Below are 22,896 nucleotides of genomic sequence, written 5' to 3' on the forward strand. Positions count from 1 at the left end.
AACCGCAGGCTTGCAGTCAGAAAGAGCTCCGGTTTGTGAGTAGATCTGAGAAGTCATATTGCCGCTTCTTCTGAATCTGACAGGAGTGTTTCTGAACTGAAATCTGCTGCATAGGTCAGGCACGGTGTACTGGCAAGCTTGATTTTCTATAACTGCTATAATTATAGCGTGGAGAATTGACGAGGACAACATAAAAAAACTGTACAGTAGCTCATCTGAGCAACTGTACAGTTTTAATTTTTCTATATCTAACAGAAGGTTCGGGGGAGCTTCTGTCAGTAACTAAGTATTATGCAAGACCTCTTTCTTCCAGCCAGTCGAAGAGAACAACTTTTTCTGCTTTCTTTCTCTTGGTCATGTGATTGAACTGAAGGATCGTCAGGATCGTGAAGATCACTAACAGTGCAACCATTACAATAATGGAAGTGGTAATGCTCCGGCCACCGCTGATCGTTGCACGGAATGCATTGACCGTGTAAGTAAACGGAACGTATGCATGGATCTTTGCAACGAATGAAGGTGAAACCTCAACCGGATAAGTTCCGGCAGATCCTGCAAGCTGAACGACCATGAATACCAGCATCAGGAAGCTTCCTACTTTACCAAGAGTAATGTTGAAGAAGTACATGATAGAGGTAAAGGTCATTGATGTCAGGCAGGCGAAGAGTACGGTTTTGCCCATCTCTGCAGGTGTGAATCCGTTAAATGCACGTAACAGCAGGATCAGGCAGATTCCCTGAAGGATCGCTACCGGATAAAGGACGGAAGCCTTGCTTGCCCACCATGCGAAACCGGATTTCAGTTTGCCCTTATACTGAGCCAGAGGATACATCAGGCAGAATGCCAGTGCGCCGACCCAGAGGCCTACAGACATCATGTAAGGTGCCATTGCGTGTCCGTTATTCGGGACATCGGTAAGTTTTGTTTCATCGTTTACAACAGGAGTTGCGAACATTTTGATCGTTTCATCACTTGCTGAATTGTCTTTTACAGTGGTAGCTCCATCACTGAGGCTTGTGGTCAGTGTCTTGGAACCGTCTTTCAGTTCTTTCATACCGCTTCCAAGCTTCTTGGAGCCATCATACAGCTGAGAGGAACCGCTCTGGATCTGGGCAGCGCCATCTGCAAGCTGTTTTGCACCATTGTTAAGTGTGCTGTTGTTGCTTACAAGCTTCTCGGTACCGCTGAGAAGTGTTGAGGTACCGTTTGCTAATGTCTTAGTACCGTTTGCAAGAGTAGTAGCACCGCTGGAAAGGGTTTTGGCTCCTGTTGAGAGCTTTTTGGTACCGTCTGTAAGAGCGGAGCTGTTTTCGGAAAGCTTAGCAACACCATCGGTGTAGGTTGTGATTCCGGTTGTCAGTGTTCCGGAACCATCGGCTAATGCTTTTGTTCCATCTGCAAGAGTAGCAGCACCGCTGGAAAGAGCCTTGGCTCCTGTTGCCAGTTTCTTGGTGCCGTCTGTAAGAGCAGCACTGTTTTCGGAAAGCTTTGCAATACCATCGGTGTAAGTTGTGATTCCATCTGTCAGTGCCTTAGAACCATCTGCCAGCTGACCTGCACCGGATTTGATATCCGGAAGTGCGTCAGTGATCTGTTTGCCGGCTGTTTTCAGATTCTTTGCACCGTCGTTGAGCTGCTTATCATAAGATGTCAGTTGGTCAAATCCATCGTTCAGAGCTTTGATTCCTGCTGCTGCAGCCGGGAAGGCTTCGACTGTGCCGTCTTCCAGAGACTGAAGTCCTGCGGAAACATTCTTAGTTCCTGTGTTTACAGCCTGTGCACCCTGATACAGCTGGGTAACACCTGCAGAAAGCTGAGCGATCAGATCTGTAGGAAGCTGACTTGTAGCTGCAGATAACTGCTCTGAACCTGCGCTCATGGTTGTTGCACCTGCACTCATCTGGTTTGCACCATCTGTCATGGTTGTTGCACCCTCAGAAAGTGTGCCGGCACCCTGAGTCAGTCCTCCGGAGATCTGACTCAGTCCGGAAGCTGCTTCGTTAAGCTTGGAAGCAACAGCATTCAGGTTTTCCTGAGTAGAAGAGAGCTGACCGGATACACCAGCTGCAAGCTGTGAAACCTGATCAGAATAGCTGCTCATGTAAGAACCGTCCACGCCAGTCATTCCACCGGCTACGCTGTTTAAAGCGTTGATCACATCATTCAGAGCTGCTGCGGAAATGGTTCCGTCCTCAGAAGCGGTTGCCTGAATCGCCTGAAGCTGTGCTGCTAAATCGGTCATTGTCTGTCCGGCAGTACCGATCTTGGTATTTGCATCAGTAAGTGCTTCCGTTGTCTGCTGTCCGTATCCTGTAAGGATGCTGCTGACCTGATCACCTACCTGTGAGAACTGTGTGCCTGCATTCTGGAGAGCAGGGATCAGACTGTCTGTGATACTGCTGCTGGTCTGACTTGTGATGCCTGCGGCCTGAGTGATATATCCGGCTGCGTTGTTGATTCCGTCTGCGGCATTGTTCATACCAGCTGCAGCACTGTTCATACCAGCTGCGGCTGTGTCCATACCATCCTTTGCGGAAGTAAGGCCGGCTGCAAGCTTGTTGATGGATTCCTGTGTTGTTCCCTCTTTCAGAGCAGAAACCTTATCGTTCAGGGCTTTCAGTCCGTTTTCCAGCTGCTGTGTTCCGGATATCAGTGACTGTGAGTCATCGGTTCCTTTGGTAACACCGGTATTCAGCTGAGAGATACCATTGGAAACTGTTGTGAGTCCGTCTTCAAGTTTTGCAAGCTCTTTGGCACCGGCTGCGAGTTTTCCAGCACCAGCCACATAGGTGGTAGTTCCATCTGCAAGAGTGTCAGCACCAGCTACATACTGTGTTGCTCCGTCGGAAAGAGTATCAATACCTGCACTTAATGCATTTGCACCGGATTCCAGGCTGCTTGCACCGGATTTCAGTGTATCAGAATTTTTATTAAGCTCATCCACACCAGCGGTGTACTGCTGAACACCTCCATCCAGAGTATCTACACCGGTTGTCAGCTCAGGAACCTTTTCTGTCAGAGCTGCAACGCCGCTGTTCAGCTGGTTTGCACCGGATTCCAGACTGCTTGCACCGGATTTCAGTGCATCAGAATTTTTATTAAGCTCATCCACACCAGCGGTGTATTGCTGAACACCTTTATCCAGAGTATCCACACCGGTTGTCAGCTCAGGAACCTTTTCTGTGAGGGTTGCAACGCCGCTGTTCAGCTGATCTGCACCATTGTCCAGGCTCTTTGCGCCATCGTTAACCTTTGCAACACCATCGGTGTAGGTCTTAAGACCTTCGGTGAGACTGTCAGCACCGCTTACGAAAGTAAGAGTACTGGTGGAAAGCTTCTTAAGGTTTTTGGTAATTGTTTTGTTACCATCAGCTGCTGTATTCAGTCCGTCTTCGATCTTTCCGGATCCGTCTGCAGCTTCCTGCATTCCGTCACCTGCTTCTGAGATAGAATCAAAAACGGTTTCTGTATAGGTTTCCGTAACCTTGGAAGCAATGTTATCACGAAGCTTCAGCATTGCTGTTTCACTGAGCTTGGAGGCGATATAGTTGGTTCCAGGGTTTGTCTCATAGGATAGCTCCATTTGCTTTGGATCGTTGTCCATTACAGTGGCTGCGTTTGCGGAGAAATTTTCCGGAATTTTGATAACCATGTAATAGGTTCCATTGGCCAGACCGTCCTCTGCTGTCTTGCTGTCTACAATGTTAAATGCCATTGAGTCGTTGTCTTTCAGCTCATCCGTCATGTCCTTACCTATGCTTAAGGTCTTGCCATTATACTCGACAGGTTTGTCTTCGTTTACCACGGCCACTGGCAGGCTGTCTACGTTTCCGTAAGGATCCCACATGGATTTCAGAAACAGACCTGCATAGATGATCGGGATTACGATAATGGCGATTACGACGATAAGCATGAGCTTGTTACGAAGTAAGCTTTTCCATTCGTTTTTGATCATATTACCTATCCCTTTCTTATTAAATTGTATTATCAAACATAGTTGATTAATCAAACTTTATTCCAGTAATGGCAACGAGATCTATTAATCATATTAAAATCTATTAATAGCTTTATATTCCATTATCAAACAAAGTGTTGATTTTCTTTACGTGATGTATTATACTAAACACATACCACAGATACAACCATTAAATCTTTACTGAATGTATATTAATAGACGGAAATAATGGAAGTGTCTATTACAAATAAAAAACTGCATAATAGACAAAAAGTACGTTATTTACTTTGAATTTATGTGCAGTTGGTAATATTAAATGCAGACAGGATTCCTATGTTTCAACACAAATATGCAGCAGATATCTGGTATCGTGTAGGTCGGCGTCGTTAACAATTTTGATCTTGTCAATTCTTAACAACAGCAGATATCTGGTATCATACAGATCGGCGTAGAGAAAGCGAATGCTTTTATTCGTTTGAAGGATGCATTATGCATTGTATGACAGTTGCAGAGTATCGTAAGTAACAGGTGATTGAGGTGGAGGAAACGTGCTTGCTTTTTTGAATTGCAGGGGGAATTAAGATGGCGGAAAAAGTTGACAGAAGAGTACGTAAGACCAAGGCACAGTTGCGAGCGGGGCTTGCCCGTCTTATGCAGAAGAAGAGCATTAAGGAAATTACGGTAAAGGAACTGGTGGAAGAAGTTGATATCAACCGCTCCACATTTTATCTTCACTATACAGATATCTATCAGATGCTGGAATCCATAGAGGCTGAATTGATGGAGGAAATCATGCATCTGGTGGCAGACTATCCGCTGGATCCTCTTAATAATAAGGAGAGCTCGTATCCTTTTATTGAGCAGATATTTACGATCCTGGATCATAATAAGGATATTTGTATCGCACTTCTTGGAAAGAATGGAGATATGGCTTTTGTGAATCGTATAGAAAAACTGATCGCAGATACAGTGCTGCATCGCTTGTCAATTCGTCTTCCGAAAGACAACCGTGATATTGAGTATGCGTATGCGTTTTGTCTGAATGGATGCGTGGGAATGATCAAGACATGGCTGTCTTCTGAGAATCAGGAGAGTACACAGCATATGGCAGAGCTGACACATAAGCTGATCGATAATACAACACACATGTATCTGGAGCAGGCACTTAGATAAGAGAAATGTCCGGATGCATGCTGTGAGTCTGGTAAAAAATAAAGAGTATTGTTTCACGTTTGTTTGAGGGAAACCTCATGTTTCACGTGAAACAGTACTCTTTTTTTATTGGCTTTTTGTTGGTTTATAGCATTTCCACAAATTACTGCATGAAGCTCAACGTCTCCGAACATAAACAATGTTCTTTTGATACGTTGATTTCCAAAATTACTATAGATAAATTTTGTTTTTGATGCCGGATCATAAGTTGTTTTTACAGGAAAATAGCTACCTGTTCCAGGAAATGTTCCGGATCTTCCAGATGAGGAAGATGTCTGGTTTCCGGGATCACAGCGGTTTCAATGGAAGAATTCAGCTTCTGGTATTCCTCTGCGATAAGAGAAGCGGAAGCTTCTTTTTCTCCGGAAATAATATAGATGCATGCATCGGAAGATTCTACGGCATTATTAATGCTGATATTCAGGTATTTGCCAATGTAGCTGGAATACAGATATTTGGCGTTGGAACCACCCTTGTGAGCGGATTCATAATAGGTGTCTACCAGTGTATTTGTTACATGGAAGGGATTGTAGAACAGCTTTTCCATAAACAGACTGCTGATGGATTCGCGGGAAGCTACCATATGATAGATCAGAGTTCCGAAAATCGGAAGCTCGATAAAATACTTAAAGAGCTTGTTGTCTTTACAAGGTGCCTGCTTCAGGGAACTGAAGCTTGGTGGATTGACCAGCATGATTTTGCGGAAATGGTCGGAATTGTTACGGTAAGCCATGATCGCAAAAGAACCTGAGAAACCACTGGCAATAACATCGGTTTCCTCACGAATCACATTCTTGGCAAAATCACAGAGTAACTGAGCAAATACAAAATTGGTATAAGTAATATCCGGTTTTTCGGAACGTCCACATCCAAGAAGATCAATGGTGTAAACTGTATGTTCGGTTGCGAGCTGCTTCTCTATGGCATTCCATTCATAACCGGAAGCACCTGGCATGATATCATGAATAAGAAGAATAGGGGTGCCATGTCCCTGCTTTGTATAAAAAATCTTTCCAAAACGCCAGTCATAGGTTTTGCTGTGTGGCTGTTCCAGCATATCTTTAAGCTGAGATGTGGCATCTATGAAACGGTTAGCAATATGAATAACACCTGCGGCAGTTCCGACTAAAGCTGCAAGAGTAAGTAGTCTGTGTCCATTTTTCTTCATTAAAAAGCCTCCTGGAATTCGTAAAAATAATCAGGACAGATGTAACGTAATTCAGATATCTGATCTGATTTTTTCTGAATATTTCTTTGCTTTATTATACGACAGGAACGAAAAATTTACAATGTTTTTGTAGGAACCCTAACCTTGTTATTGTATGCTGACGCTACTGTCCATTCTGTTCTTGGCGATGATCGCTAAGTTGCTGTTCGTTCTGCTTTCAGTAACGCGCTTCGCAATGCAAAGAATTTATGTTGATCGCATAAATTGGTGCGGTATGGTCTCGGGCTTTCTGCGACCTTCGTTTATAAAAAAATTACGGAATATTATCAGCGAACAGTAGCATCGCCAATACGCTTTATGATACATAAAAATCAGATTTGGAACCGAATCAAGTAAGTCCCCTGCTTTAATTGCGAAGAGCAATAAGCAGAGGGCGTGGACTTGCTTGTATCAGGAGAAGGAAAAGCTCCTTCTGATAAACTGCGAAGCAGTTATTTGGTTATGAGCAAGTAGCGAAGAGGATGCTGTTATCCGCTGGAATGCTTTTATACTTCAGTAGAATACCAAGTGTTTCACGTGAAACATTGGACTTGTTATCCGACAGAGCTGATGCTATACAGGATTGCCGAGGATGATGTTGATAAGAGTTTTGTTCAGCATCAGTGTGCGGTTCCATGGATTGAGAATTACTCCCTCAACAGACGGTTCTTGCAATGCAGAAGCAAAAATTTTATCAATATCTGCGGTAAATGTGGACATGATCTTATCACTGCCTTTTAACTCTTCGTCAAAGCTGGTAAATGCAGCCCACCATTGCTTTCCATCGTTGGTTTTGATCGCATGAAGAGAAATTTTCCCATCACCTTTTGGAGGTTCTACAGCAATGATTAGCTGTGCCTGCTCCTGCATTCTGTGACGGATCACGGTGAGAGTATGAGCAAGCATTTCTTCGGTTGCTTCTTTTTGGAGTGCTGCAATGGCAGTTTCGATCTTTTCATTGCCATTTAAAGTCTTGTCTAATTGTTCTTTATAGAAATCGTTGCGATTATTTGTGGTGTTCATGTATAAAATATTCCTTTCAACCAGATGATAAATGACTAGTACAGCGAATATTAAGTAACCGCCATATTGACTTGCCTGATTTTTCATATGCTGCGTTGTCGTCAATCGCCGTAGCCACCGCTACGCCTCATTCCTTCGCCTTGCATATGAGAAAATCATCCTACGTCAATATAGCAGAAACTTAATTTTCGCTGTACTAGTACATTGTTTTCGAAATAACTATACCAATTACTTATTGGTGAATCCGACTGCACAGATCTAAAAGCCTCAGCATAGCCAGCTACGCCTGCATTTTTATACCTGCACACTCGAATCCACATCCCACGCGATTGGTATAGTTATTTACGAAACAATGTATTAGCCGCAAACTGCAAGGCGTTTGCGAATGCTTTCTTTATGGATTATAGCATTTCAGGGGAAAATGAGGCAAGAGAAGAAGTGTTTTTAACTGAATCAAATAAGTCCCCTGGTTCGATTGCGAAAAGCAATAATCGGGGGAACTTGCTTGCATCAGGAGAAGTGCAGGCTCCTTCTGATAAACTGCGAAGCACTTATTCGGTTATGAGCAAGTAGTGAAGCGGATGCTTTTATCTGCTTGAATTAAATCAAAAAGTTTCCTGATTACTGATCACTTCGTTCTTGGTAATACACTTCGCGATGCACAGAAATTATGCTAATCACATAAATTTGCATGGTATGTCCAGGGCTTTCAGTGGTCTTTGCTCACAAAAAAACTCGGAGGATAATATTACCAGTTAACAGTAAGTCTCCTGCTTCAATTACGAAAAAGTAAAAAGTAATAAGTAATAAGCAGTGGGTGGCGTGTATTAGGAAGAATGCGACGGCGTTTAGAAACGGGGAAAGGAATAGTGGGCATGTCTGAAAACAAGGTACTGCACTAATTCATGTGGCCACTGTTATGGGTACATTGTAAGCAGGTCCTGATAAATTGCAAAGTAGCTATTGGGTGTAGAACTGCGTAGCGAATACGGGTATTTTTATTCGTTTGATCCCAAATTGGATAGATATGTTTGCACACTTGAAGGTGAGTTGCCAGATACTGTCATCAGTATTCCCCATGATTTCGGTCAGATGCTTTTGTGAACTGGATGGGGAATTAACAAGTTAAGTGAATGTAGTAAAAATGTGTATTTATATGAAAAAATGGAGGGTAAGGCGGAAAATATGGGGGATTTTATAGAAAAACGATATAAGAGTAAGGATGAAATAAAGAGAAATAAGAGATTATTTCTGCGAAGAGAACGCTATGATAATGATAATAACACAAACGTTAAGTACGATAAAAAGGACTTTATAAAAGAAAATACTGGCAAATAAAGAGAAATAATAGGATATTTACGAATAAAAAAGTATTAAAGTACAAATTATAGTACTTTAAATAAAAAAGTACGATAAAACGTACTTTACGCGCATGTACATATAAAAAAGCCTTAAAATATAAAATGTGCACCTGCACACATACGGCAAAAAGATAAAATATAGATCCGTTCCTGCTTTAAACATGTGAAATTTTGATTGATCGAATAAAAGAAAGTAGCTGCTTCGATTACAAAAAAACAATAAGCTGTGGGTGGGAAAATACTTGTACTCTTCCTGATAAACTGTAAAACAGCTATTTTGTGTAAAACTATGATCGAATGCAAAAATTTTTGTCCGCATGACTGGGATAAAGGGAAGGCAGGGAAGTGTTTTACGGCTTGATTTAGAAGAAAAAGCCTATTAAGTGAAATTTATTTTATGCTAGTTCTATGCCGGAACCTTATTCGGATACATTTTATATTGGATATTACAAAATGAAACTATGCTTGAAAAAGTCTTTAGTTAACATGTACATAACGAATATATAACAGGACTGAAAGAAAAATGAAATAAATACGCAAATCTTTCGTAAACATAATAAAATAAACAAAAATCGAAAATTCCAGTTTCATAATATTATATTTTTTTCACGAGAGATACATGTATTTCACGCTATAAAAACACTCCGGGAAAAGAAGTTTCCATTTACTATATATAGATGCTTTTGGAGAATATAAAGATAACAGCCACATTATTTTGTGGATGGAGTTTCTTGTATTTTTTACATGCTTTCGTGATACAGATAATGCCAGAGACGGAGTATTTTTTTGATATTTCTCATTGATTTTATAATGTGTTCGTAACTGTTCAGTACCCTTGCAGTTACAAGTCAAACCGTGTCCTTGATCGATTTTGTTGATGGCATTTTTAATCGGATCGAGGAAGTCACTTGCTTCAATTATGAATATTGGTTTGATAATCTGTCTTCGGATGTTTCACGTGAAACATCCGAAGACAGATTAAGAATAAAGAGTCATACCCCCATCTTTGACAATTGCAGAAATAAAAAACAGCTGTAGTTCGCGCTTATGTGTTTTATGGTAGGTTTAATATAGATTTTAATCGAATCAAGTAATTCACCTGCTTCAATTGTGAACTACAATAAGCAGTGGTTGGGGACTTGCTTGTATCAGGAGAAGTACAGTCTCCTTCTGATAAACTGCGAAGCATTTATTAAGCTATGAGCAGTAGTGAAGAGGATGTTTTTATCCGCTTGACTTAAAAAATGTTTCGCAACAACGACAACTCATATGCGCTTTACGGTAGCGTGATATAGTTTTTAATCGAGTCAGGAGGTCCCCTGCTTCAAGTGTAAGAAGCAATAAGCAGCGGTTGGTGACTTGCTTATATCAGGAAGAGTACAAGCAAGTTTTGATAAACTGCGGAGCAGTTATTCGGTGTAAAGCTGCGTAGCAACTGCGGATGCTTTTGTTTGTATGACTCGAATCAGGAGGTCCCACTGTTTTTGATTTCAATTGCAAGAAACGATAAGCAGTGGTTGAAGAACTGCTTCTTATCAGGGAAGAGTAGCTTGTAGTCCTTTTGGTAAATCGCGAAGCAGTTATTCAGTGTAGAACTGCGAATGTGTTTACAGATGCTTTTATTCGCTTGATAATAATAGTAATGTTTTTAGTGCTCAGATAAAATTTGAAAATGCTATAAATGCTGTAAAAGAAAGGGATTTCGATGCCTATGTAGCAGTGTGCAAGGTTCCATAAAAGATAATATCTATACCGAGAAAATCGAATTATTTTCGAGATTACGATAAATCAGAACAATTTCAGCAAAATATCTATAAATGGGAACTTCATTTCTCGGTACGTTTTTATGGCGTAATGGCGTAAAATATATAGTCTGATTGACAGCAAATAAAACTGGAAGTTTATGCGGAGTTGATGGACTTTATAATCGATGTACTGTTACTGTCAAACTTTTGTTTAGTCCGGAATGAGTTTGGGTATACTACACAATAAATAAAATAATTCAAAACCTATTTTCTATTGTTTCACGTGAAACATTATGTGGCAGTTTAAAAATAAAAGTGTTATAATGATATCCAATGAGTAAAAATCCCTTAAAAAAATAAAAAGGAGGGGTACAATGGGACGAATCATTGCAGTTGCCAATCAGAAAGGCGGGGTTGGAAAATCAACGACAGCCATCAATCTATCGGCCTGCCTTGCTGAAAAAGGGAAAAAGGTTCTTGCCATCGACATTGATCCGCAGGGAAATACGACCAGTGGACTTGGCGCAGACAAGAATGCAGTAGAAAACACCCTTTATGAGCTGCTGCTTGGAGAAGCAGAGACCAAGGATACCATTATAAAGAACGTTGTAGATAATGTTGACCTGATACCATCGAATATGAATCTTTCCGGTGCAGAAATTGAACTGGTTGATCTTGAGGATAAAGAATTTATTCTGAAAAAGATCACGGATAAACTTCGCCGGAAATATGATTACATAATCATGGATTGTCCGCCGTCACTGAGCATGCTTACAATTAATGCTTTGACAGCCGCAACCTCCGTTCTGGTGCCGATTCAGTGTGAGTATTATGCATTGGAAGGTTTGTCACAGTTGATACATACCATCGAACTGGTAAGAGACCGATTGAATAAGAGACTGAAGATCGAAGGCGTGGTCTTTACTATGTATGATGCCAGAACAAATCTGTCACTTCAGGTTGTAGAAAATGTAAAAGAAAACCTGGACCAGAATATATACAAAACGATCATACCGAGAAATGTACGACTTGCAGAGGCACCAAGCTATGGAAAACCGATCAATCTGTACGATTCACGATCTACAGGAGCAGAGAGTTATCGCCTCCTGGCAGAAGAAGTTATAGGCAGGGAGGACGAGTGATGGCTGGAAGAAGAACAGGAGGCCTTGGAAAGGGTCTTGACGCACTGATCCCGAACAAAGCAGGCGGTCCGTCAAAGGAACCTGCAAAAAAGACAAGATCTGCAGTTGTAAAAAAAGACAAACCAACTGAAAAAGATAATCCGGCCGCAGAACGACTTGTGAAAATTTCCAGCGTAGAACCAAATCTGAATCAGCCCAGAAGACATTTTGATGAGGATGCGCTGCTGGAACTTTCGGAATCCATTAAACAGTACGGTGTTCTTCAGCCGTTGTTGGTATCCGATAAGAAGGATTATTTTGAGATCATTGCAGGCGAACGTCGCTGGAGAGCTGCCAAGATGGCAGGGCTCAAGGAAGTTCCTGTTGTTGTAAAAGAGTTTACAGACCAAGAAATCGTAGAAATTTCCTTGATCGAGAACATTCAGCGGGAAGACCTGAATCCTATAGAGGAAGCGATGGCATACAAACGTCTGATGGAAGAGTTTCACCTGAAACAGGATGAAATCGCAGACAGAGTTGCCAAAAGCAGAACTGCAGTAACTAATTCCATGCGTCTTCTGAAGCTTTCTTCAAAAGTTCAGGAAATGGTAATTGCAGATATGATCTCAGCTGGTCATGCGAGAGCACTTCTGGGAATTTCTGATGAAGTTCTTCAGGAAACAACAGCCATGAAGGTTTTTGATGAAAAACTCAGTGTTCGTGAGACGGAAAAACTTGTAAAGAATCTGGTTTCTCCTGCGAAAAAAGTAAAAACAGAGAAAAACACAGCAGAAGATGCCATTTATGAGAGCCTGGAAGAAAAAATGAAAGGTATCATGGGAACAAAGGTATCCATTCAGCGAAAGAAGAACAACAAAGGTAAAATTGAAATTGAATATTATTCCAGAGATGAACTGGAGAGGATCATTGATCTGTTCGAATCTATCAGATAGGAGGCAGAATGAGCGGGATTTTTGAAAGCATGGGAATTGATTCCGGGATTGTGATCATTGTTTTGCTGATCCTTACCATCATTCTTCTGATCAATGTGGTGAGTAGCAATATGCGTCTCAGCCGTTTGGAACGGAAGTACAAGATGTTTATGAGAGGCGGAGATGCACAGTCACTGGAAAAAGTTTTTGTAAGAAAATTTGCACAGATCGACCGGCTGTATGAAGCAAAGGAAGATCATGATCATGACATCAGCTTTATCAAAAAAAATATGAATGTAATGTTCAGCAAATATGGCGTTGAAAAGTATGATGCATTTGATGATGTAGGTGGAAAACTCAGCTTTGCATTGGCGCTTCTTGATAAAAACAATACGGGTCTGATCTTGAATGCGGTTCACAGCCGCGATAACTGTTTCCTTTATTTAAAGGAGATCGTAAAAGGTGAGTCCTATGTTGTACTTAGTCAGGAAGAAGTGGAAGCTTTGAGAAAAGCAGTAAACTTTGGCCTTGGTGAGATTGAGAAGGAATAAAAAACTGCAAAGAGTAAGAATATTTTTAATACAGGAGGAATATCATGTTAGACATTAAGTTTGTGAGAGAGAATCCGGAGGTTGTAAAGCAGAATATCCGCAATAAGTTCCAGGACAGCAAACTGGAGCTGGTTGACAAGGTTCTCGAACTTGATAAAGAAAACAGAGAGATTAAGCAGGAGGTTGAGGCTCTCCGTGCTGAGAGAAACAAGATCTCCAAACAGATCGGTGCTCTTATGGGCCAGGGAAAAAGAGAAGAGGCAGAAGAGGTTAAAAAACAGGTTGCTGCATCCGGAACTCGTATTGAGGAACTTTCTCAGAGAGAGAAAGAGGTTGAGGAAGAGCTTCTGAAAGATATGATGGTAATCCCGAACATCATCGATCCTTCTGTACCGATTGGTAAAGACGACAGCCAGAACGTAGAGATTGAGAAATTTGGTGAGCCGGTTGTTCCGGATTTTGAAGTTCCGTATCATACAGATATCATGGAGAATTTTGATGGAATCGATCTTGACAGCGCAAGACGTGTTGCCGGTAACGGATTCTATTATCTGATGGGTGATATCGCACGCCTTCATTCCGCAGTAATTTCCTATGCAAGAGATTTCATGATCAACCGGGGATTTACTTACTGCGTACCGCCTTTCATGATCAGAAGCAACGTTGTTACAGGCGTTATGAGCTTTGCGGAGATGGATGCTATGATGTACAAGATCGAAGGTGAGGATCTTTACCTGATCGGAACAAGTGAGCATTCCATGATCGGTAAATTCATTGACCAGATCATTCCGGAGGAAGAGCTTCCGAAGACACTTACAAGCTATTCTCCGTGCTTCCGTAAAGAGAAAGGTGCTCATGGACTTGAGGAGAGAGGTGTTTACCGTATCCATCAGTTCGAGAAACAGGAGATGATCGTTGTCTGCAAGCCAGAGGAGAGTAAGATGTGGTTCGACAAGCTGTGGCAGAATACAGTAGATCTGTTCCGTTCTCTTGATATTCCGGTTCGTACGCTTGAGTGCTGCTCCGGTGACCTTGCTGATCTTAAGGTAAAATCCCTCGATGTTGAGGCATGGTCTCCACGTCAGAAGAAATACTTTGAGGTAGGAAGCTGCTCCAACCTTGGAGATGCACAGGCACGTCGTCTGAAAATCCGTGTAAACGGCAAAGATGGCAAGAAATATCTTGCTCATACATTAAACAATACAGTAGTAGCACCTCCGAGAATGCTCATTGCTTTCCTGGAGAATAACCTGAATGCAGATGGATCTGTAAACATTCCAAAAGCTCTGCAGCCATATATGGGCGGTATGACAAAGATTGAGAAAAAGACACGCGCGTAAGAGAAACGCAGGCTTTTTCAGGGAGGTGTTCTTGTGCACAGTTATTTAAAGACCGTTGGTTTTTCACAGATTACCAGAAGAAGTGAAATAAAAGAGATCATCCGTGATGTGATCGCAAGCTACGATGAAAAGGTTTGCGTGGAAAATCATCCGGAAGGCGTATTTGTACAGTTTTCTAAGAATTATGGCTGTGACTGTGGAATCAGCGTTTGTGGTCAGTACGATGAGAACGGTGAGTTTCACGTGGAATATTATTTCCCATTTTTCAGGGGAACAGGAATCACATCCAGGGAAAAAGTGACTGTTGAACGTCATACAGATAAGGAATCTTATGCAGGAGCATGTGATGATCTGCGTATTGGCGTGACTATGATCTTTTATCTGCAGAATCTGGCAGAATATATGCAGGAGAAATACAAAGGCCTGAAAGACCCGGGGGACCGTCCGGTGACGGTTTCCGGTCTGGCTTCTGAGGGAAAGATCCTGTTTCCGCTGCAGAAGGATAAGGAAGCGGTAAAGGTGGAGAGAGAACTTTCCAAAAACAGGACTAATCTGATCGCAGCAGCGCGTAATGGTGATGAGGAAGCTATGGAGAGCCTTACAATGGAGGATATGGATACTTACTCCATGATTTCACAGAGAATTGTTACAGATGATGTTCTCACGATCGTGGACTCTTATTTCATGCCTTATGGAATCGAATGTGATCAGTATAATGTTCTTGGTGAGATTCTGGATATCATGAAATTTAAGAATATCCTGACAGGTGAAGAAATCTGCCAGATGACTATAGAGAGCAATGATATACAGTTTGATATCTGCATCAACAGCAAAGATCTTCTCGGTGAACCGGCAGTTGGACGCCGCTTCAAAGGAACAATCTGGCTGCAGGGTCAGCTGCACTATTAAGTTTTCGAATTTAGAATTAATTCTTGTAATTTCAAAATAAATATAGTAAAATAATGGTTGTGAAACTTTTGGAAGTGTTCGAAATGTTTCACAACCATATATGTCCATATAGCTCAGCTGGATAGAGCACTCGCCTCCTAAGCGAGGGGTCGGAGGTTCAAATCCTCTTATGGACGGGCTTCAAAGCGTTCGAAAATGTTAGCTGGATTAGCTGACAACGAACGCTTTTGTTATTTTCTAAACACGTTCGTGACACAAAATTCCATTCAAAAGGATCAATTTCCAGCTAACATTTTAGTTTTGCTCTGTATGTGTACCCCTCTATATAACGAAACGCTCAGATGCTGTTTTGCAGTAGGGGAAAAGAAAAAATATCAAAAAATGATGATTAATGGTGAGCTTGTGATAGAATAGATAAAAGAGAAAAGCATAAAGGATGTTGTTGTGGAGAATATTTGTTATGATTAGAAAGTTGCTGAACAGAGATATCGATAGAGTCGCTGACATATGGTTAAAGACAAATCTGAAAGCACATTATTTTATTTCCAATCAATACTGGAAAAGTAATTATGAATTAGTGAAAGAAATGCTGTCACAATCCGAAGTTTATGTGTTTGAAGCAGATAAAATGATACAAGGATTTGTAGGACTAAATGATGAATATATCGAAGGTATTTTTGTCTCTGATGAAATGCAGTCATGTGGCATAGGTAAGCTTTTATTGGATTATATTAAGGATAAAAAAGTCAGCTTACGATTAAATGTATATCAGAAGAATGCCAGAGCAAATTCTTTTTACCAAAGAGAAGGGTTCATTATTCAATGTGAAGGTTTAGATGAAGATACTGGTGAAAAAGAGTACACTATGCTATGGAAACAAAAATAGAAATCGGAAGTTGTGGGAATAAAAAATATGGAATTAAGACTATTGCGCTATTTTCTGACGGTGGCAAAAGAACAGAGCTTTACAAAAGCAGCAGAACAATTGCATATTACTCAGCCAACGCTATCCAGACAAATGGCGGCATTTGAAGAGGAGCTTGGAGTAACATTATTTATTCGAAGCGGGAAGAAAATTTCGCTTACTGAAGAGGGGATTTTATTAAAAAGGCGTGCCCTGGAGATCCTTAATCTTGAGGAAAAAACACTTGAGGAACTGAAAGGAAAAGAAGATGTTGTAGAGGGAAATATAACCATTGGATGCGGTGAATTTGCAGCGGTGGAGACATTGGCGGAGATATGTAAAACATATAAAGAAAAATACCCGCTGGTTCAGATTGTATTGCATACTGCAACAGCAGATGCAGTGTATGAGATGATGAACAAAGGACTTGTAGATATTGCATTATTCATGGAGCCGGTGGACACCGAAGGGCTGGATTATATCCGGATCACAGATTGCGATCACTGGTGTGTTGGAATGCGGCCGGATGATCCGCTGGCAGAAAAAGAGTTTATAAGAAAAGAAGATCTTATTGGAAAACCATTGATCCTGCCGGAAAGAGTAAATGTTCAAAGTGAACTTGCCAATTGGTTTGGAAAAGACTTTTCGAAACTGCAGATTGCTTTTACAAGTAATCTTGGAACGAATGCCGGAGTTATGGCAGCAAATGGACTGGGCTATCCGGTATCCATCGAAGGTGCTGCAAAGTATTGGCGGGAGGATATTCTTGTACAGCGAAGAATTTCTCCTGAAATCACAACAAGTACTGTGATTGCCTGGAGACGAAACATTCCATATTCTCTGGCGGTCAGTAAAATGATAGAAGAAATAAATGCTTTTCAGGCATAGAATGGAATTCAATATAAGCATTAGACATAATAAAAATATCAGGTATAAAATAGATGTATAAGAGAAATTCAAATCTTATACATCTATTTTTATACGAAAAATTCGCAAAGAAAGGGGATTTTTATTATGAGTAAAAATTTAGTCGCATTTTTCAGTGCAAGCGGGACAACAAAAAAAGTAGCAGAAATGATTGCAGAGGAAGCAAAAGCGGATTTATTTGAGATTGAGCCAAAAGTTCCATATACAAAGGCTGATCTTGACTGGATGAATAAAAAATCCCGCAGCAGTGTGGAAATGAGTGATAAGAAATACAGACCGGAGATTATGAAGAAAAAGATGGATATGAGTTCTTATGACGAGATCCTTCTGGGATTCCCAATCTGGTGGTATGTAGCTCCGACAATTGTCAATACATTTTTGGAAGCCTATGATTTCAGTGGCAAAAAGATTGTGCTCTTTGCAACATCCGGTGGAAGTGGATTCGGTAATACTGTAAAGGAATTACAGCCATCTGCACCGGATGCGGTTATCACAGAAGGCAGCCTGTTAAACCGTGGAACAAAACAGGAAATCAGTGAGTGGGTAAAATCTTTATAAATAACAGTGCTATGGAGGTATACAGAAAATGGGAAAAATAGTACAGACAGCAGGAAGAAATACACTTGGTGAATTCGCACCGGAATTTGCACATTTTAACGATGATGTACTTTTCGGCGAAAACTGGAATAACCAGGACATCGACGTAAAAACAAGAAGTATCATCACGGTGGTTGCTCTGATGGCTTCCGGAATTACAGATGCTTCTTTAAAATATCATCTTCAAAATGCAAAAAATCATGGTGTAACACAAAAAGAGATTGCCGCAGTAATCACACATGTCGCATTTTATGCAGGATGGCCAAAAGCATGGGCTGTTTTCAATCTTGCAAAGGAAGTGTGGGAGGCAGGTGAAGGAGATTTGCCATACGAAGAGGAAGCGATGCGCGCGCATGCAAAAGAGATGGTATTTCCAATTGGTGCACCAAATGATGGCTTTGCACAGTATTTTTCTGGCAGAAGTTTTCTTGCACCGATTTCCACTTCTCAGGTTGGCATTTTCAACGTGACATTTGAACCCGGATGCAGGAATAATTGGCATATTCATCATGCAAAAAGCGGTGGCGGGCAGATCTTAGTATGTGTAGCCGGCCGAGGGTTTTATCAGGAAGAAGGCAGGGATGCGGTAGAAATGAAACCGGGTGACTGTATTAACATTCCGGTAGATGTAAAGCACTGGCATGGGGCCGCTCCGGATGAATGGTTTTCCCATCTGGCAATTGAGGTGCCGGGAGTGGATTGTTCCAATGAGTGGTGTGAGGCGGTATCGGAGAAAGAGTACGCTGGATTAAGATAAGGAGAGCACTATGGAATACGGTAAACTCGGAAATACAGATATAGAAGTGTCGAAATTATGTGTGGGCTGTATGAGTTTTGGGAAAGCTGGAACCATGCATGACTGGACGTTGGATGAAGCTGAAAGTGAGAATGTTATCAAGCATGCACTTGATTTGGGATATAACTTTTTTGATACAGCAAATGGATATTCAGCAGGAACAAGTGAGGAATATTTAGGTAAAGCATTGAAGAAAAATGTAGCGAGAAATCAGGTTGTGATTGCATCCAAGGTATATTTTAATGAAGGTCGTTTATCAAGACAGGCAATCATGAGGGAAATAGATGGAACTCTGTCACGTCTTGGAACCGACTATCTTGATTTATATATCATCCATAGATTTGACTATGATACACCAATTGAAGAAACTATGGAGGCACTGCACGATCTGGTAAAAGCAGGAAAGGTCAGGGCACTTGGTGCATCTGCCATGTATGCGTTATGTCTGGCTGCTAAGCGAGGGGTAGACGTAAGAATTATCACACCTGGTATCCCTGATAAAAAATTCATTTATAATATAACTCGTTCTTTTTATCATGGATTAGTTAAACATGGTGTTCGTGTTTATGAGTGGACTCCTGGTTTCTGTCATGCAAAAATGAGTGTGGCAGATGACTGTATGGCAACTTGTGGAACAATTAATCTGGATTATCGAAGTTTATATCACCATTTTGAAAACGGCTGTTTTATGGCAGATTGTCAGGCAGTTGTGGAAATAAAAAATGATCTGATAAGAACGATGGGAGAATGTCGTGATGTGACAGACCAATATCAAACCGGACGAAGTGCATATTTGCGACTGGGACAATTATTTATGAGATTATTTGCTGGATTGCTATAAGAATCTGATGAAACGACCTTTCAAAAAACAGTTGATTTAGAAGTTAACTGTTTTTGAAAGGCCGTTTTTGCTATATCTAACAGTCTGTTGTACAAAGAAGATTTTGCATGGATAGTGATTAATACAACGGAGTAAGAAAAGCTCCTTCATATATTAGAATAAAAATATGACTGTTTCTTTAAAAAGAAGCCGGTCATATTTTTTTATGAAAAATAAATTTTGTTGAGGTTAAATTGAGATTGACTTTGTATTGTATAAGTATGAAATAAAAAGGAATCAGGTGATGTACAATGAAAAAGCATAAAATATGTAAAATCCTTCTTGTTATACTGGCAATTTTTTTATGTGTGGCTTTTTATGAATTGCTCGGAATCTGCGTTGCATATAAAAAACAGCCGGAAGTGTCCAATACAACCAAAAAAGAAACAAAAAATGGGTCATGGAACGAATGCAGTGAAAATCCAGAACGGGCAGTAATCATAGAAAAGAATCCAGAAGCGCTTTTACAAAGAGTGCGTTTGATCAAGAATGCAAAAAAGGAAATTATTCTTTCTACTTTTGCATTTCAATCCGATGAAAGTGGAAAATTGATTTTAGGAGCACTGCATGATGCGGCAGACAGAGGTGTACATATTCGTCTGTTAGTAGATGGAATGGAGAGCTGGATTGATATGGAAGGAAATCCGTATTTCTATGGATTATCTTCCCATGAGAATGTTGAAATTAAACTGTATAATAAGGCCAATCCGTTGAAACCGTGGAAAATGATGGGTAGAATGCATGATAAATATTTGATTGCAGATGGAAAGAGATATATTCTTGGGGGAAGAAATACATACAATTATTTCCTGGGTGATTTTCCGGGACATAAGAACTATGACAGAGACGTGTTAGTGGTTTGCGATGAACCTGAGAAAGAAAATTCAGTTAACCAGTTGTCAGAGTATTTTGAAACCATATGGAATCAGGAAGACAGTGGTTATTTTCATAACAATAAAAAACTGGCAAATAGAAAATCTGTAAAGAACGCAGTTTTAGAGCTGCAGAACAGCTATCAGAAATATTTTGAAGAGAATAAGGAAAGAATCTGCGAGACCAATTATACGGACGAAACTTTTGAGACAGAAAAGATTACATTAGTGTCAAATCCTATTCACACAGGTTCCAAAGAACCAGTAGTGTGGTATCAGTTGGGAGAATTGATGAAAAATGCAAAAAATCGTGTGAAGATCCACACGCCATATATTATCTGTAATGATATGATGTATAATACATGGGAGGAGATTGCAGAGAACGTTTCAGATTTTTCTATCATGACAAATTCAGTTGCGAATAATGGGAATCCATTTGGGGCTGCCGATTATGCGAAAAACAGAAATAGAATCTTAAGTACAGGAATTAATATCTGGGAATATGAAGGCGGTTATTCATACCACGGAAAAAGTATTCTGATTGACGATGATCTGTCTGTAATCGGTTCCTTTAATATGGACATGAGAAGTACATATCTGGATACGGAACTGATGCTTGTAATTCGCAGTAAAGATATTAATAAACAGTTGGAAGAGGGCATGATGGAATATGAAAAAGTGTCCCGCCAGATATTAGAAGGCGGAACTTATAATGATCCATATCATGTAGAGCCAATCGAATTAACAAAGAAACGTCAGAGAAAAATATTTTTGGTACAGCATCTGCTTGGATGGGCAAGGTATCTGTTTTAATAAGGAGGAAGGAAAACGTGTTTCAAATATTGATTGTAGAAGATGATAAAGAATTAAGCCAGCTATTCCAAAAAGTGCTTGAGAAGAATGGATATCAAGTCAAAAGTGCATCGGATGGAGCACAGGCATTAGAAGTATTGGATAAGGAATATATTGATCTGATCATTTCTGATATTATGATGCCGGTTATGGATGGCTATGAACTGGTGTCAGAACTTCGTTCAGCAGGATATCAGATACCAGTGCTTATGATCACTGCGAAAGGTTCCTTTGATGATATGCGCCAGGGATTTCTTTCGGGAAGTGACGATTATATGGTAAAACCGGTAAATGTGAATGAAATGGTTTTAAGAGTCGTAGCACTGCTTCGCCGTGCACAGATACTGAATGAACACAAAATTGTGATCGGTTCAACAGAGTTTGATTATGATGCAATGACGGTTACAACTGATAAGGAAAGTTTTGTTTTGCCTAAAAAAGAATTCCTGCTTTTATATAAGCTTGCAGCTTCGCCAGGCAGAACATTTACAAAACAACAGTTGATGGATGAAGTATGGGGATACGAGACGGAGGCAGACCCACATACGATAGAGGTACATATAGGAAGAATCAGAGAGCGTTTTAAAGATAACCCTGATTTTGAAATCGTAACAATGCGTGGAATTGGATACAAGGTGGTGAAAAAATAATGGAACAAAAGAAAGAAAAAGGATTGCGGATCCGATCCTGTCTGACTGGTGCAATCTGGCTGGCACTTGTATTTTCAACAGTCATATCTGCGTTATTATTTGCTTTTTTGAATCATTTTTTTAATCTGCCGGGCAGCATACCTGTGCTTGGCTGGCTTTTGATTTTCAATACATTGATTGCCGGGCTGATCACTTCCTTTATCAATGCAAAGTTACTGGAACCAATTACCAGACTTAGTAAAGCAATGAAGGAAGTTTCTCAGGGAGATTTTGAACAGCATTTGGAAACGAACAGCCGTATAGCAGAAGTTGGAGAATCTTATCAAAGTTTTAACGTTATGACAAAAGAACTTCGTGCAACAGAGGTGCTGCAGATGGATTTTGTATCTAATGTTTCTCATGAGTTTAAGACCCCGATTAATGCCATTGAAGGATATACAATGCTTCTTCAGGGAGAAGAATTGTCTCAGGAGCAAGAGGAATATGTAGAAAAAATCCTGTTTAATACCCAAAGGCTTTCCGGATTGGTTGGAAATATTTTGCTGTTATCCAAGTTAGAGAATCAGAACATACCAATGAAAAAAACAGAATATCGTTTGGATGAACAGATCCGTCAGGCATTTCTTTCCCTGGAAACAAAATGGACAGAAAAAGAAATTGGTTTTCAGGTAGAATTGGAGGAAGTTAAATATACTGGGAATGAAGGACTTTTTATGCATATCTGGATAAATCTTTTGGATAATGCGATTAAGTTCAGCCCTTCAAAGGGGACAATTACGATGTTTCTGAAACAAGAACAGGATTCTGTTAAGTTCATTCTGGAAGATGAAGGACCCGGAATAGAGGATGATGTAAAATCCAGAATATTTGACAAGTTCTATCAGGTAGATGGATCTCATAAAGCAGAAGGAAATGGCCTAGGTCTTGCACTTGTAAAACGGATTGTAGATAGTGCCGGAGGAACAATCAAAGCAGAAAACCGTGAATATGGTGGATGCAGATTTGTTATAGAGCTGCCAAAGCAGAAAGATGAGATTATATAGTTTTAAGATAAATTAGAAG

17 protein-coding genes and 1 tRNA gene are annotated in these 22,896 nt (G+C 40.5%); 15 read left to right on the forward strand and 3 right to left on the reverse strand.

What is annotated here, in order from left to right; genetic code table 11:
- Positions 1–289: 289 nt before the first annotated feature.
- A complete protein-coding gene (locus BN3261_RS13540; protein WP_059086525.1) occupies positions 290–3,955 on the reverse strand; it encodes a YhgE/Pip domain-containing protein in 3,666 nt (1,221 codons plus the stop codon).
- A gap of 582 nt (positions 3,956–4,537) precedes the next feature.
- On the opposite strand from BN3261_RS13540, the gene BN3261_RS13545 reads away from it, so the two are divergent.
- Entirely contained in the window at positions 4,538–5,128 is a 591-nt protein-coding gene (locus BN3261_RS13545; protein ID WP_059086526.1) for a TetR-like C-terminal domain-containing protein, read from the forward strand.
- A gap of 253 nt (positions 5,129–5,381) precedes the next feature.
- Here BN3261_RS13545 and BN3261_RS13550 read toward each other — a convergent pair whose 3' ends face one another.
- Positions 5,382–6,335 carry an alpha/beta fold hydrolase gene (locus BN3261_RS13550; RefSeq protein WP_059086527.1) on the reverse strand — a complete coding sequence of 318 codons (954 nt, stop codon included), beginning with the start codon at positions 6,333–6,335 and terminating at the stop codon, positions 5,382–5,384.
- Between the two features lie 612 nt (positions 6,336–6,947).
- Positions 6,948–7,397, reverse strand: a complete 450-nt coding sequence (locus tag BN3261_RS13555) for an SseB family protein (RefSeq protein ID WP_044962418.1) — start codon at positions 7,395–7,397, stop codon at positions 6,948–6,950.
- Positions 7,398–10,877: 3,480 nt separating this feature from the next.
- Here BN3261_RS13555 and BN3261_RS13560 point away from each other — a divergent pair.
- The 14 genes from BN3261_RS13560 (at position 10,878) to BN3261_RS13625 (ending at position 22,877) form a co-directional block, all read left to right on the forward strand.
- Complete coding sequence (locus BN3261_RS13560; RefSeq protein ID WP_015526537.1) at positions 10,878–11,645, forward strand: ParA family protein; 768 nt, start codon at positions 10,878–10,880, stop codon at positions 11,643–11,645.
- Positions 11,645–12,577 carry a ParB/RepB/Spo0J family partition protein gene (locus BN3261_RS13565; RefSeq protein ID WP_059086528.1) on the forward strand — a complete coding sequence of 311 codons (933 nt, stop codon included), beginning with the start codon at positions 11,645–11,647 and terminating at the stop codon, positions 12,575–12,577. The genes BN3261_RS13560 and BN3261_RS13565 overlap by 1 nt, the downstream gene beginning before the upstream one ends.
- 8 nt (positions 12,578–12,585) lie before the next feature.
- Complete coding sequence (locus BN3261_RS13570) at positions 12,586–13,107, forward strand: DUF4446 family protein (RefSeq protein WP_015526535.1); 522 nt, start codon at positions 12,586–12,588, stop codon at positions 13,105–13,107.
- A gap of 44 nt (positions 13,108–13,151) precedes the next feature.
- Positions 13,152–14,447 (forward strand): serine--tRNA ligase, encoded by a 1,296-nt coding sequence (gene serS / locus BN3261_RS13575; RefSeq protein WP_015526534.1) that lies wholly within the window; start codon positions 13,152–13,154, stop codon positions 14,445–14,447.
- A 33-nt stretch (positions 14,448–14,480) separates the two neighbouring features.
- Positions 14,481–15,356: a DUF3881 family protein gene (locus tag BN3261_RS13580; RefSeq protein WP_059086529.1), complete on the forward strand. Its 876-nt coding sequence runs from the start codon at positions 14,481–14,483 to the stop codon at positions 15,354–15,356.
- A gap of 102 nt (positions 15,357–15,458) precedes the next feature.
- Positions 15,459–15,532, forward strand: a tRNA-Arg gene (locus tag BN3261_RS13585).
- Between the two features lie 284 nt (positions 15,533–15,816).
- Positions 15,817–16,242 carry a GNAT family N-acetyltransferase gene (locus tag BN3261_RS13590; protein ID WP_059086530.1) on the forward strand — a complete coding sequence of 142 codons (426 nt, stop codon included), beginning with the start codon at positions 15,817–15,819 and terminating at the stop codon, positions 16,240–16,242.
- A gap of 27 nt (positions 16,243–16,269) precedes the next feature.
- Positions 16,270–17,148: a LysR family transcriptional regulator gene (locus tag BN3261_RS13595; RefSeq protein ID WP_021650153.1), complete on the forward strand. Its 879-nt coding sequence runs from the start codon at positions 16,270–16,272 to the stop codon at positions 17,146–17,148.
- 126 nt (positions 17,149–17,274) lie between these two features.
- Positions 17,275–17,745: a flavodoxin gene (locus BN3261_RS13600; RefSeq protein ID WP_005426704.1), complete on the forward strand. Its 471-nt coding sequence runs from the start codon at positions 17,275–17,277 to the stop codon at positions 17,743–17,745.
- A gap of 28 nt (positions 17,746–17,773) precedes the next feature.
- The gene (locus BN3261_RS13605) at positions 17,774–18,541 is read left to right on the forward strand and encodes a carboxymuconolactone decarboxylase family protein (protein WP_059086531.1); all 768 of its coding nucleotides are present in this window, start codon (positions 17,774–17,776) and stop codon (positions 18,539–18,541) included.
- 10 nt (positions 18,542–18,551) lie between these two features.
- Positions 18,552–19,421, forward strand: a complete 870-nt coding sequence (locus BN3261_RS18305) for an aldo/keto reductase (protein WP_110925819.1) — start codon at positions 18,552–18,554, stop codon at positions 19,419–19,421.
- A gap of 290 nt (positions 19,422–19,711) precedes the next feature.
- Entirely contained in the window at positions 19,712–21,145 is a 1,434-nt protein-coding gene (locus tag BN3261_RS13615) for a phospholipase D family protein (protein ID WP_059086532.1), read from the forward strand.
- Positions 21,124–21,834 (forward strand): response regulator transcription factor, encoded by a 711-nt coding sequence (locus BN3261_RS13620; RefSeq protein ID WP_059086533.1) that lies wholly within the window; start codon positions 21,124–21,126, stop codon positions 21,832–21,834. Before BN3261_RS13615 ends, BN3261_RS13620 begins: the two co-directional genes overlap by 22 nt.
- Positions 21,834–22,877: a HAMP domain-containing sensor histidine kinase gene (locus tag BN3261_RS13625; protein ID WP_059086534.1), complete on the forward strand. Its 1,044-nt coding sequence runs from the start codon at positions 21,834–21,836 to the stop codon at positions 22,875–22,877. Before BN3261_RS13620 ends, BN3261_RS13625 begins: the two co-directional genes overlap by 1 nt.
- Positions 22,878–22,896: the final 19 nt, after the last annotated feature.

Origin of the sequence: Blautia massiliensis (ex Durand et al. 2017) (genome assembly GCF_001487165.1) — a bacterium.
Taxonomy (GTDB): domain Bacteria; phylum Bacillota; class Clostridia; order Lachnospirales; family Lachnospiraceae; genus Blautia_A; species Blautia_A fusiformis.